Below are 11,598 nucleotides of genomic sequence, written 5' to 3' on the forward strand. Positions count from 1 at the left end.
TGCTGACGGGGCGGTCGACCGCCCCGGCTGCCCCTGGCCTTCTTGCCGCCGCCCGGCCGGCCCCGCTTCGGCACTTCCGCTCCTTGCCGCCCCTGGCGGTGCCGGTCCCCCGGGCCGCCGTTCGATCTCGGGATACACCATGCCCGATCGAACTGCCGGACGCACATGTACGGGACGGCGGGCCCGGCCGGGCGCGGACGCCTACCCGGCGCGATGGCGGCCGCCGGCCCCGGCGGCCGGCGCCGCGGCGCGGTCGGAACGCTCGGCGTCGGCGGCCGGGGCGGACCGGCCGGAGCGCCGGGCGCGGAGCAGTTCGACGGCCACCGGGACCACCGAGACCAGCACGATGCCGACCAGGATCGCCTCGATGTTCTCCCGGACGAACGGGATCTGCCCGAGGAAGTAGCCGAGCACCGTGACACCGGCGCCCCAGAGCACACCGCCGATGATGTTGAAGAGGACGAAGACGCGGTAGTTCATCGCGCTCACCCCGGCGACGATCGGGGTGAAGGTGCGCACGATCGGCACGAACCGGGCCAGCACGATCGCCTTCGGGCCGTGCCGGTCGAAGAAGGCGGCCGCCTTCTCCACGTTCTCCTGCTTGAACAGCCGGGAGTCGGGGCGGCGGAACAGGCCCGGTCCGACCTTCCGCCCGAACAGGTAGCCGACCTGGTCGCCGGCCACCGCCGCCAGCACGATCAGCGCGCAGACCACCCAGAGCGGCTGGTGCAGATACGTGCCGCCGGCCACCAGCAGCCCGGTGGTGAAGAGCAGGGAGTCACCCGGGAGGAAGAAGCCGATCAGCAGGCCCGACTCGGCGAAGACGATGGCCAGGATGCCGATCAGCCCGAAGGTGGAGATCAGGTAGGTCGGATCGAGCCAGGACGGGCCGAGGGCGAGGCTGGTCACGGGGCGGACTCCTGAGGGCCGGAAGGGTCGACTCTTGGCAATGAAACAGTAAAGCATTCACCAAGGAACCTTCGAACATCCCTGGTCCGGGCCGCAGTCGGACAATCATCCGGGTACCACCATCGGGCGAATCCTCGGCCATTCGGTGGAGTTCCTCCCGGGCCCTGATGAATCCTGGTCGTGCGACGTCAGGCAACGGCGCTGCGGAGCGGCCACTCCGGGACGCGCCACCATTCGCACTCCACCCTCAGGGAGACCATCGTGTCCCGTATCCGCGCAGCCGCCGCCGTCACCGCCCTCGGGGCCTTCCTCCTCGCCGGCATCGGCACCGCCCACGCCGACAACGGAGCCGGCGCGGACCACCACTCCAACAGCAGCGTGGTGAGCAACACCGGCTCCGGCAACATCATCGGCAACGTCCACGGCAACGTGGTCAGCACCCAGCAGACCGCCACCGGCTCCGGCGCCAGCAACCAGAGCAACACCCTCGCGGCCACCGGGAACGCCGGGAACATCGGCGCCCTCCAGGGCAACGGCAACCTCGCCGCCCTGTTCGCCCCGCACATCGGCGGCTGAACGACGCTCCACCTCTAGGGGTTGATCCGACAACCCCTGGCACATCCGCCGAACGCGGCCGGGTGGGCACCCCACGCCGGCGGGGTGCCCACCCGGCCGCGTCGCTCCGGCCTCCCGGGTCCGGCGGCTCCGGGAGGCCGAGCACGGCCCGGCCGAGCCGCGGCAGGCAGTCGTCCGGATCCTGCCGGGCACTGTTCGGCCGTTCCGCGCCCCGCCGTTGACCAGCGAGAACAGCGCGAACGCGCCGCTCCGCCGACCCTGGACAGCCGAAGCTACCCCCGATTAACTTGTGGGGCCATCGGCGGGCCGCCCGGCCGCGCCGTGCCGGGCACGTCGAAGGGAGCGCCGCCGTGCGCCGCACCGTGTTCACCGAGGACCACGAGGCCTTCCGCGAGACCATCCGCGACTTCATCGCCAACGAGGTCGTCCCCGTGTACGAGGACTGGGAGGCGGCGGGCCATCCGCCGCGGGACTTCTACCGCACGCTGGGCGCGCTCGGCATCTACGGCATCGAGGTGCCGGAGGAGTACGGCGGCGCGGGCGAGAGCGGCTTCAAGTACCAGGCGGTGGTGGCCGAGGAGACCGCGCGGGCCGGCGTCGGCTTCGGGTCCTCGGGCGTGCACACCGGCCTGGTGCTGCCCTATCTGCTGGAGTACGCCAACGAGGAGCAGAAGGCCCGCTGGCTGCCCGGCTTCGTCTCCGGCGACATCATGACCGCGATCGCGATGACCGAGCCGGGCGCCGGCTCCGACCTCGCCGGCATCACCACCACCGCCCGACTCTCCGAGGACGGCACCCACTACGTCCTCAACGGCGCCAAGACCTTCATCACCGGCGGTGTGCTCGCCGACCTCGTCCTGGTGGTCTGCCGCACCTCGCCGTACGACCCGGACAACCGCCGGGCCGGGCTCTCCATCCTCTGTGTGGACACCACCTCCCCCGGCTACACGGTCGGCCGCAAGCTCCAGAAGATCGGTCTGCGCAGCTCGGACACCGCCGAACTGGCCTTCGCGGACGTCAAGGTGCCGGTGGAGAACCTGCTCGGCGAGGAGGGCCGCGCGTTCAGCTATCTGACCCACAACCTGGTGCAGGAGCGGCTGGCCATCGCGGTCGGCGCGTACGCGGCCGCCGCCGCGGCGGTGCGGTTCGCGGTGCAGTACGTCAAGGAACGCAAGGTGTTCGGGAAGACGGTCGCCGAGTTCCAGAACACCAAGTTCACCCTGGCCGACTGCGAGTCGCAGGTGATGGCGCAGCAGTCGATGGTCGACCGCGCGCTGGAGCTGTACCAGAACGGCGAGCTGACGGTCGCGGACGCCGCGGCGGCGAAGCTGTTCTGCACCGAGTCGGCGTCCGTCGTGATCGACAAGTGCCTTCAGCTGCACGGTGGTTACGGCTACATCCTGGAGTACCCGATCGCCCGCCTCTACACCGACAACCGGGTCTTCCGGATCTACGGCGGCACCAGCGAGGTCATGCGCAGCATCGTCGCCAAGTCGCTCGGCCTGTAACCCGGCCGGGCTCCGTCGGCGTTCGCCCGTCCGTGCGGACGGGCGAACGCGCGGACGGACGAACCCCGCCGACGGGCGAACGCCGCCGACGGCGGGCGCTCGGCCCCGGCCCGGTGATCAGTTGGGCGAGTGGTGCTCGGTGCGCCAGGCCTCCCAGCCCGCCGAGGACGCCACCTTTGCCTCGTGCAGGGCCCGCTGGGCCAGGGCCTGCGGCGGGGTGTCCAGCCGCCGCACCCAGTCGCGGCCGGCCGTGGCCAGCGCCGCGCACACCATCACCGCACCCGCCGTCCCGAACAGCGCGCCGATGCCCGTGAGCACCGCGCCGCCGGCCAGCAGCGAGCGGTTGACCTGGAACCCGCTGAAAGAACGCTCGTTGGTCGCCATGCCCTCCACCATGAGCGCATTCGGCCGCCTCCGCACGCCGAGCGCGTCCGCACGCGGGCGCCGCTCGGCGTGCGGGCGCGGGGCGGGTCCGGGACGCTGGGCCGCAAGGAGTCCCCGACGCGGCAACCCGACGGCACACGGCAACCGGACGGCACGGCGGCCGGACGGCGGCGCCGAGGGGCGGCACGGCGGAGCGACAGCAGGACGGCAGGAGGACGCGCGATGGTCGATCTCGAACAGCTCGTCGCGGAACACGCGGCCAGGGCCGCCGAGAGCCCGCACGGCCGCAGCGCCCATCTGGTGCTGCACGACGGGGTGCTGCGGCAGACCGTGATCGCGCTGACCGCGGGCACCTCGCTGGACGAGCACAACGCCCCGGCCGCAGCCAGCCTCCAGGTGCTGCGCGGACGGGTGTCGCTCACCGTCGCGGGGCGGCGCGAGGAACTCTCCGCCGGTCAGCTGCAGACCGTCCCGCAGGAGCGGCACGGCCTGCTCGCGCACCTCGACTCGGTGGTGCTGCTGACGGCCGTCACCGTCTGAGGCTCAGCCGGTGGGCCCGTGCCACTGCGGACCGTCCGCCGGGGCGCCCTTCGGCTTCAGCACCGAGCCGCCGACCAGCTCCAGGCCGCGCAGGAAGTCCTGCCCGCGGGGCGCCAGGTCGGGGGTGGCCAGCCACTGGCCGGCCAGGCCGACCAGCAGCGCCTGGTAGAAGATGCCCCGGGACAGCTCCTCCTCGGTGTCCGGCACCTCGGGCAGCCCCTGGAACAGCGCCGACAGTCCGAGCCGCCCGTGCTTCTGGATCCCGGCGAGCGCCTCCCGCAGCTCGGGCACCCGCTCCGCCTGCAGCATCACCTCGAACTGCGAGGCCCAGAGGCCGCGGTGCTCGGCGATGGTGGCGAGCACACCGTCCCAGACCGCGACGAAGCGCTCCGCCGGATCCTCGGACGCCTCGCTCGCCCGCGCCACCACCGCCGCCAGCACGGCGCCCCACTCCTCCGTGGCCTCGATCAGCGCCGCGTTGAGCAGCGCCTCCTTGGAGCCGAAGTGGTAGCCGATCGCCGCCAGGCTGACGCCCGAGGCGGTGGCGATGTCCCGGGCGGTGCTGCGCGCGTAGCCCTTCTCGAAGAGGCATTGCTTGGCGCCGGCCATGAGGTCCTCACGATTTCCCATGTCCGCATGCTACGTCCGATCAAGACGTTTGTCTTGCACGCACGTCTCGCACATATGTCTAGTACGTGAGTCTCGCACGATCGATTCAGACGCTCGTACTAGACAAACGTCTGACACACCCGTACCGTCTTCCTCATGACCGCCACCACCGGCCGCGCAGGCCGTCGCGAATGGATCGGCCTCGCCGTCCTCCTGCTCCCGACCCTCGTCCTGACCATGGACATGGGCGTGCTCTTCTTCGCCGTCCCCTACATCTCCACCACGCTGGCGCCGAGCGGCACCGAGCAGCTGTGGATCATGGACATGTACTCGTTCCTGCTGGCCGGGCTGCTCATCACGATGGGCGCGCTGGGTGACCGGATCGGCCGCCGCCGGCTGCTGATGATCGGCGCGACCGGATTCATCGGCGCGTCGCTGCTCGCCGCCTACGCGGACGGCGCCGGCGAGCTGATCGCCGCCCGCGCCGTGCTGGGCATCGCCGGGGCCACCGTGATGCCCTCGACCCTCGCGCTGATCCGCAACATGTTCCACGACCCCAAGCAGCGTCAGATCGCGCTCGGCGCCTGGGGCGGCATCCTCACCACCGGCGCCACCCTCGGCCCGGTCGCGGGCGGCCTGCTGCTCGACCACTTCTGGTGGGGCTCGGTCTTCCTGCTCGCCGTCCCGGTGATGGCCCTGGTCCTGCTCGCCGCCCCGGCCCTGCTCCCCGAGTACCGCTCCCCGCAGCGCGGCGGCTTCGACCTGCTCGGCGCCGTCCTCTCGATGAGTGCCGTCCTGCCCCTGGTCTACGGCGTCAAGACGCTCGCGGTGGACGGCTGGGACCCGGTCGCCGCGCTCGCCGTCCCGGCCGGCCTGCTCCTGGCGGGCGCGTTCTACTGGCGCCAGCGCACCGCCGCCAACCCGCTGCTCGACCTCTCGCTGTTCCGGATCCGCACCTTCAGCGGGGCGATCACCGTCAACACCGTGGCGATGTTCGCGATGATGGGCTTCACCCTCTTCACCTCGCAGTACCTGCAGCTGGTCAAGGGCATGAGCCCGCTCACCGCCTCGCTCTGGTCGCTCGTCCCCAGCGTGGGTGTCGGCGCGGCGGTCGGTCTGAGCTCGGCGCTCGCCGGGAAGGTCCGCCCGGCGGCGATGATGGCCGGCGGCTTCCTGATCGGCGCGACCGGCTTCGCGATGATGACCCTGGTCGGCGCGGACTCGCCGCTGGCACTCGTCCTCACCGCGGCGGGCGTGCTGGCCGCCGGCACCGTCGGCACCATGACCCTCACCGCCGAGATGGTCGTCTCCGCCGCCCCGATCGAGCGGGCCGGCGCCGCCTCCGCCACCTCCGAGACCGCCGTCGAGCTCGGCAGCTCCCTCGGCATCGCCCTGCTGGGCGCGGCCGGCGCCGCGGTCTACCGCTCCCGGCTGGACGGCGCCCTCCCGGCCGGCCTGGACGGCGAGGCCGCCCGCACCGCGCAGGACACCCTGGGCGGCGCAGTCACCGTCGCCGCCCAGCTGCCCGGCCGGCTCGGCACCGACCTGCTCACCACCGCCCGGGCCGCCTTCACCGACGGCCTGCACGTCGCCGCGGTGGTCGGCCTGGTCCTCGCGATCGGCGCCTCCCTCCTCGCCTACCGGCTGATGCGCCACCTCCCCGCCGCCGCCCCGGCCGCCAAGACCCCCGAGCCCGCCGCCGTCTGACCCACCCGCTCCGTCCGGTCCCCCGCACGCGCGTCATCGCAGCCCCCGCCCACCCCGGGCGGGGGCTGCCGCGTTCGGCGGCCCGGCTCCGCGGCCGTTCGCCCGCGCGGGGCCGGGCCGCGTGCCAGGCTGCCGGGATGAGCGACGACGGTGTGCACGGGCGGGTGCGGGCGAGCTACGACACGGTGGCGGAGGAGTACCGGCAGCGGATCGGGGGCGAGCTGGCGTTCAAGGTGATGGACCGGGCGCTGCTCGGGGTGGTGCTGGAGGAGGCCGCCGGGGGGCCGGTGGCGGACCTGGGGTGCGGGCCGGGGCACATCACCGGCTGGCTGGGCGGGCGCGGGGCGACGGCGGTCGGGGTGGACCTGTCGCCCGCGATGGTGGCCCTCGCCCGGCAGGAGCACCCCGGGGTGGAGTTCCGGGTCGGCGATCTGCTGGCGCTGCCCGCCGCCGACGGGGAGTTCGCCGCCGCGGTGGCGCTCTACTCGGTGATCCACCTCGAACCCGACGAGCTGCGGCCCGCCTTCGAGGAGATCCGGCGGGTGCTGCGGCCGTCCGGGGTGCTGCTGGTCTCGTTCCACCGGGGCACCGAGGTGAGGACGCTGGACGAGTGGTGGGGCCACCGGGTGGACCTGGACTTCCGCTCCCTGGAGCCCGACACCGTCGCCGACCTGCTGACGGAGGCCGGTTTCACCGTCACGGCCCGGCTGGAGCGCGACCCGTACCCCGAGGAGGCGCCGACCCGCCGCGGCTACCTGCTGGCCCGTCGGACCTGACCGGACCGGGGGCGGACGGGCGGCGGACGGGCGTCCCGCACCCCTCGGTCGTCCGTCCGCGCAGCACCTGGTTTTTGACCAGCGTTTCCCGGCCGGTGTATACGTTCGCCGCTGCGGACAGGCATACTGGCCAGGACGGGCGCTTGCCCAACTGTGACGTATCACTCTAGACGAGAAGGGACCGGTGGCCAGGGATGCTGCGTAACGGTCTTGAGCCCTGGCACGTGCTTGTGGTGCTGGCTGTCGTGATCCTGCTGTTCGGGTCGAAGAAGCTGCCGGAGATGGCCCGCGGCCTCGGCAAGTCGATGCGAATCCTCAAGGCGGAGACGAAGGCGATGCGCGAGGACGACACTCCCGCCGCCGACGCCGCGCCGGGTACCGCCCAGAGCACCGCCGCCCCCGCGCAGCCGGCCGCCGAGCAGCCCCGCCCGGCCGCCGTCAACCCCACCAACGTGACCAAGGCCACCGAGGCCCCCCGGTCCACCACCGCCTGATCCGGCGGTACGAAGCCGGCCGAAGCCCCCGCCCCGAACGGCGGGGGCTTCGTCGTGTCCGGGCACCGGCCGCTGCGCCGGCCGTCGGCCCTCGGCCGGCGTGGATCCCGGACGGAGCAGCCCGGGCGGCGGACCGGACCGCGCCGGGGCAGGCTGGCCGGGATGTCCGCGAACCAGCAGCCGCCGACGACCCCGTCCCTGCAACGTCCCGACCTGCGGGCCTGGGCACTGCTGCTGGGCTCGTTCGCCCTGCTGATGCTCGGGTACTTCACCCTGCCGCTGCGCGCCCTGGGCGACGACCACCCGCTGCTGAGCTGGGTGGTCTTCGCGGCGGTGCTGACCCTGCTGACCGGGCTGCTGCTGGCCCGGATCGTCGACAGCATGCGCGGCACCGGACGCCATCCCGGCGTCTGGCTGGCCTTCCTGATCTGCTTCTCGCTGACCGTCTTCGCCGGCACCTACTACGTCCTGGCCGACAGTCCGGGCGAGTTCCACGGGCTGGAGACCCGCCTGGACGCGCTGTACTTCACGGTCGTCACGATGGCGACCATCGGCTACGGCGACATCACCGCGGCGGGCCAGGGACCGCGGCTGGTGGTGCTCCTTCAGATCGCCTACAACTTCGTGTTCCTGGCGGCGGCCGCCGGCGCCCTGAGCCGGACCGTCCGCTCCGGGATGGAGGTCCGCGCCCACCGCTCCGAGGACGGCCCCCCTCCCGGCCACCGGCTCGGCCACGGCCACGGCGGCGGCCACGGCGGCGGGGGATCGCACCCCGGCCTGGGCCAGGGCCGGCGCAGCCGGGGCCTCCTGCGCGGCCGCAAGCACTACGAGGACGGGGGCGGACACCAGGGCGGCGGGAGCGGGGGGAGCAGCGGGCGCGGGAGCGGAGGGCCCGAGGACGGCTAGGTCCGACTGCTGTCGATCACGCAGAAGCGATTGCCGTCCGGGTCGGCGAGCACCACGAAGTCCGGGTCCTCCGGGTAGAGGTCCCAGTCGACCCGGCTCGCGCCCAGGCCGACCAGCCGCTCCACCTCGGCCGCCTGGTCCGCCGCGTCGGTCGCGTAGAGGTCCAGGTGCACCCGCGGGTGTTCCTGCGGCGGGGTGGCGCTCCGGCCGAGCGCGACCTGCACCCCGGGGGCGCCGTCCGCCGGGACGAGCACCACCCAGTCGTCCCCGGCCTCGCCGTCCCGGGGCGTGTACCCCAGGGCCTCGCCCCAGAACGCCGCCGCGCGGCCGACCTCCAGCACTCCGAGCACCACCGAACCGAGTCTCAGCATGCCGCCGATTGTGCCCGACCGGCCGACCGGAGCACCGGCCGGCCGGGCAGCCGCGCGGTCAGGCGGGGACGAGGCCCGGCTCGCCGGCCACCACCGCCCAGGAGGCGGAGGTCCGCACCGGGGACTCGCGGACGGCGATGCTGTCGACCGTCCGGGCGTCCGTCAGCCACCGCTCGCGGTCCACGTCCAGCCGCAGATAGCCGCGGCGCAGGCCCTCGAAGTACCGGACCTGCGGGTTGAGCGTGGGGTTGAGCGCCTTGAGCGGCGCGTCGAACGCGGCCGGGAAGTCCGAACTGACGCTGGTGGCCGTGAACTCGACGGCGACCGGCGCGGCCGCGAGGTCGTCGCGGTCGATCCGCAGGTCGCTGAACCAGGAGGAGTGGATGTCACCGGCCAGCACCACCGGGTTGGCCACCGCCGCGTCCCGCAGGAAGCGCAGCAGCCGGGTGCGGGCCGGGTCGTAGCCGTCCCACTGGTCGAGGTTGGCGAGCGGCGGCAGCGGGTGGGCCGGGTCCAGGAAGTTGGGGAAGCGGATCTGGCTCATCATCACCTGCTGGGCGATGACGTTCCAGCGCGCCCGGGAGCCGGACAGGCCGCGGCGCAGCCACTTCTCCTGCTCGGCGCCGGTCAGGGTGCCGGCGGTGTTGCCCAGGCCGTCCGCGACCGGGCCGAAGTCCTGGGAGTGGCCGCCCGGCTGGTCGGTGCGGTACTGGCGGGTGTCCAGCACGTTGAGGCGCAGCAGGTCGCCGAAGTCGAAGCGGCGGTACAGGCGGTAGTCCGGCGAGCCGGTGCGGTACGGGTTCCGCAGCGGCATGTGCTCGTAGTAGGCCTGGTAGGCGGCGGCGCGCTCGCGGGCGAGGGCGGCGGTGTCCTGGTGGCGGGCGCCGGTGTCGTCGATCTCGTCGACCAGTCCGGCGTAGTTGTTCTCGACCTCGTGGTCGTCCCAGGTGACGATCCAGGGGAAGGCGGCGTGCGCGCCCTGGAGGGCCGGGTCGGTCTTGTACAGCGCGTGCCTGGCCCGGTAGTCGGCCAGGGTGAGCAACTGGTCGATCCCGGGGGTCTCCGGGGTGGTGTGCAGGCGGTCCGGGTACTGGCCGCGCGGGTCGGTCTCGTAGATGTAGTCGCCGAGGTGCACGACGGCGTCGAGGTCCTCGGCGGCCAGGGCGGTGTACGCGGGCCAGTAACCGTTCTGCCAGTCCTGGCAGTTGACCACGCCGAGGCGGAGCCGGCCGGGGTGGGCGCCGGCCGCCGGGGCGGTGCGGGTGCGGCCGGCGGGGCTCAGGTGGCGGCCCGCGCGGAACCGGTACCAGTAGTCGCGGCCGGGCTGGAGCCCGCGGACGTCGACGTGCACGCTGTGCCCGCGTCCGGCCTCGGCGACGGCGACGCCGCGCCGGACGGTCCGGCGGAAGCCCGGGTCCGCCGCGACCTCCCAGGACACCGGGACGGAGCGGGGGCCCATGGCGGCGGCGTCGAAGGGGTCGGCGACCAGCCTGGTCCACAGGACGACGGCGTCCGGCAGCGGGTCACCGCTGGCCACGCCGAGCAGGAACGGGTCCCGGCGGACGGGTTCCGCGTGCGCCGTACGGATGTTGAGCGCCTGGGCGCCCACGGCGACGGCCGCGCCGACCAGCAGGCCGCGGCGGCCGATCGCGGCGGTCCGGGGCCGTCCGGGGGCGGACGGCGACGGCACCGGGGATGCCTGGGACAGCGGGGACCGGAGCGGGGACGGGGGCGGGGACGACGGCACGGGAGACCTCCTGCAGCTGTTGCGCATCGGTGACACCACGGCCGGCCATTCCATCAGACGGGGATGGAGCGCCCCGTGAACGGCAGGCGACGTCTTCGCCCTTTTCCCGCTCCCGTCAACGGAGTTGACCTGGCAACAGCAAGCGGGACGACTGCCGCTACTGGCCGGCGCCCGCCGCTCCGCCGCCCTTGCGGCGCAGGGACATCAGGAGCAGGAAGACGGCCGACACCACCGCCGCCACCCGCAGCACCCCCGGCGCGGCATCCCACATCGCGTGCGAGCCCTGCTCGCCCGGCGCCGGGGCCGCGCCCCAGCGGCCCTGTGCACGGCCCCAGTAGAAGAGCGAGCTGCCGCTGATGACCATCAGCGGGATCCCGAACACCGCCAGCTTCCGTACGAAGTCGGACAATTGGCGGGACAGGTAGCCGAGCGCCCAGCCGATCAGCATGGCGATCAGCTGGCCGGTGACGGCGCCGCCGATCAGCACCGCGGCGGAGAGCAGCAGCAGGGGCGAGGGGCGACGTCCGCCCGGGGCCTTGGCCGGACCGCCCTTCGCGGCGGGGGCGCCCTCGGCGGGGCCCGGCCCGGCGGGGCCGTTCTTCCCCCGGGCCGGGGCCTTCCTGCCGCCCGTTCTCTTCCCGGCCGGCTCCTTGCCGTTGCCCTTGGCCCTGCCCTTCCGGTTGCCCTTCCCGGCCGCCCCGCCCTCCGGCGACGGCGCGTCCCCGGCGGCCGCGTCCGGCGCCGCCCGGTCCCCCCGGGCCGCGTCCTCGCCCGCCCCGGGCTCCGCACCGGCGTCGGCGGTGGTCCGCTGCTCGGGGATCGGACGGTTGGAGGCGACCGGGCCGTTCCCGAAGTCGATGGTCACGTAGTCCCAGTCGCCCGTGCTCACCGCGCGGTAGGCGGGCGGCAGCTCCTCCGGGTCGGCGGGGGCGTCCTCGGCCGGCCTCGCCAGCCACGACGGGCCGTCGCCCCGGTCGGTGCCCCGAATCGCGCCCCGGTCCGCGCCCCGACCCGCGTCTCGGCCCGCACCCCGCCCCTGGCCGGAGCGCGTGGGAGGCGGCAGGAACGCGG

At 73.9% G+C, this 11,598-nt stretch carries 13 protein-coding genes; 7 read left to right on the top strand and 6 right to left on the bottom strand.

Features of this window, described 5'->3' with window-relative positions; all coding sequences use genetic code 11:
• Positions 1 to 201: 201 nt before the first annotated feature.
• Complete coding sequence (locus tag BI06_RS23575) at positions 202 to 909, bottom strand: DedA family protein (RefSeq protein WP_030393698.1); 708 nt, start codon at positions 907 to 909, stop codon at positions 202 to 204.
• 261 nt (positions 910 to 1,170) lie between these two features.
• Here BI06_RS23575 and BI06_RS23580 point away from each other — a divergent pair, with 261 nt between their 5' ends.
• Together BI06_RS23580 and BI06_RS23585 are read left to right on the top strand one after the other, a co-directional pair.
• A complete protein-coding gene (locus tag BI06_RS23580) occupies positions 1,171 to 1,485 on the top strand; it encodes a hypothetical protein (protein WP_030393697.1) in 315 nt (104 codons plus the stop codon).
• Between the two features lie 350 nt (positions 1,486 to 1,835).
• Positions 1,836 to 2,993: an acyl-CoA dehydrogenase family protein gene (locus BI06_RS23585; protein ID WP_030393696.1), complete on the top strand. Its 1,158-nt coding sequence runs from the start codon at positions 1,836 to 1,838 to the stop codon at positions 2,991 to 2,993.
• A 117-nt stretch (positions 2,994 to 3,110) separates the two neighbouring features.
• Here BI06_RS23585 and BI06_RS23590 read toward each other — a convergent pair whose 3' ends face one another.
• The gene (locus tag BI06_RS23590) at positions 3,111 to 3,377 is read right to left on the bottom strand and encodes a hypothetical protein (RefSeq protein ID WP_030393695.1); all 267 of its coding nucleotides are present in this window, start codon (positions 3,375 to 3,377) and stop codon (positions 3,111 to 3,113) included.
• Between the two features lie 222 nt (positions 3,378 to 3,599).
• Between BI06_RS23590 and BI06_RS23595 the strand changes: the two genes are divergently transcribed.
• Entirely contained in the window at positions 3,600 to 3,917 is a 318-nt protein-coding gene (locus BI06_RS23595) for a cupin (RefSeq protein ID WP_030393694.1), read from the top strand.
• Between the two features lie 3 nt (positions 3,918 to 3,920).
• Here the strand turns inward: BI06_RS23595 and BI06_RS23600 are convergent, their stop codons facing one another.
• Entirely contained in the window at positions 3,921 to 4,547 is a 627-nt protein-coding gene (locus tag BI06_RS23600) for a TetR/AcrR family transcriptional regulator (RefSeq protein WP_051741662.1), read from the bottom strand.
• Positions 4,548 to 4,682: 135 nt separating this feature from the next.
• Here BI06_RS23600 and BI06_RS23605 point away from each other — a divergent pair, with 135 nt between their 5' ends.
• From BI06_RS23605 to BI06_RS52500, 4 genes are all read left to right on the top strand, one after another.
• A complete protein-coding gene (locus BI06_RS23605) occupies positions 4,683 to 6,233 on the top strand; it encodes an MFS transporter (protein WP_043471185.1) in 1,551 nt (516 codons plus the stop codon).
• A 137-nt stretch (positions 6,234 to 6,370) separates the two neighbouring features.
• On the top strand, positions 6,371 to 7,009 hold the full coding sequence (locus BI06_RS23610) for a class I SAM-dependent methyltransferase (RefSeq protein WP_043471187.1): 639 nt from the start codon (positions 6,371 to 6,373) through the stop codon (positions 7,007 to 7,009).
• Positions 7,010 to 7,203: 194 nt separating this feature from the next.
• A complete protein-coding gene (gene tatA / locus BI06_RS23615; RefSeq protein WP_030393690.1) occupies positions 7,204 to 7,503 on the top strand; it encodes a Sec-independent protein translocase subunit TatA in 300 nt (99 codons plus the stop codon).
• A 162-nt stretch (positions 7,504 to 7,665) separates the two neighbouring features.
• A complete protein-coding gene (locus BI06_RS52500; protein WP_063764207.1) occupies positions 7,666 to 8,409 on the top strand; it encodes a potassium channel family protein in 744 nt (247 codons plus the stop codon).
• On the opposite strand, the gene BI06_RS23625 is transcribed toward BI06_RS52500, so the two are convergent.
• The 3 genes from BI06_RS23625 to BI06_RS23635 all read right to left on the bottom strand — a co-directional run.
• Positions 8,406 to 8,780, bottom strand: a complete 375-nt coding sequence (locus tag BI06_RS23625; RefSeq protein WP_043471190.1) for a VOC family protein — start codon at positions 8,778 to 8,780, stop codon at positions 8,406 to 8,408. The two genes, BI06_RS52500 and BI06_RS23625, sit on opposite strands and share 4 nt — an antisense overlap.
• Positions 8,781 to 8,838: 58 nt before the next feature.
• Positions 8,839 to 10,527 (bottom strand): alkaline phosphatase, encoded by a 1,689-nt coding sequence (locus BI06_RS23630; protein ID WP_233290263.1) that lies wholly within the window; start codon positions 10,525 to 10,527, stop codon positions 8,839 to 8,841.
• Between the two features lie 157 nt (positions 10,528 to 10,684).
• On the bottom strand, positions 10,685 to 11,598 hold a 914-nt coding region (locus BI06_RS23635; protein ID WP_051741663.1), incomplete at its 5' end, for a hypothetical protein.

Source organism: Kitasatospora sp. MBT66 (assembly GCF_000710405.2).
Taxonomy (GTDB): domain Bacteria; phylum Actinomycetota; class Actinomycetes; order Streptomycetales; family Streptomycetaceae; genus Kitasatospora; species Kitasatospora purpeofusca.

Bases quoted from the DNA above. Each gene is read 5' to 3' on its own strand.
- BI06_RS23590 (WP_030393695.1), bottom strand. From the start codon at position 3,377: ATGGCGACCAACGAGCGTTCTTTCAGCGGGTTCCAGGTCAACCGCTCG.
- BI06_RS23595 (WP_030393694.1), top strand. From the start codon at position 3,600: ATGGTCGATCTCGAACAGCTCGTCGCGGAACACGCGGCCAGGGCCGCC.
- BI06_RS23600 (WP_051741662.1), bottom strand. From the start codon at position 4,547: ATGGGAAATCGTGAGGACCTCATGGCCGGCGCCAAGCAATGCCTCTTC.
- BI06_RS23605 (WP_043471185.1), top strand. From the start codon at position 4,683: ATGACCGCCACCACCGGCCGCGCAGGCCGTCGCGAATGGATCGGCCTC.
- BI06_RS23610 (WP_043471187.1), top strand. From the start codon at position 6,371: ATGAGCGACGACGGTGTGCACGGGCGGGTGCGGGCGAGCTACGACACG.
- tatA (WP_030393690.1), top strand. From the start codon at position 7,204: ATGCTGCGTAACGGTCTTGAGCCCTGGCACGTGCTTGTGGTGCTGGCT.
- BI06_RS52500 (WP_063764207.1), top strand. From the start codon at position 7,666: ATGTCCGCGAACCAGCAGCCGCCGACGACCCCGTCCCTGCAACGTCCC.
- BI06_RS23625 (WP_043471190.1), bottom strand. From the start codon at position 8,780: ATGCTGAGACTCGGTTCGGTGGTGCTCGGAGTGCTGGAGGTCGGCCGC.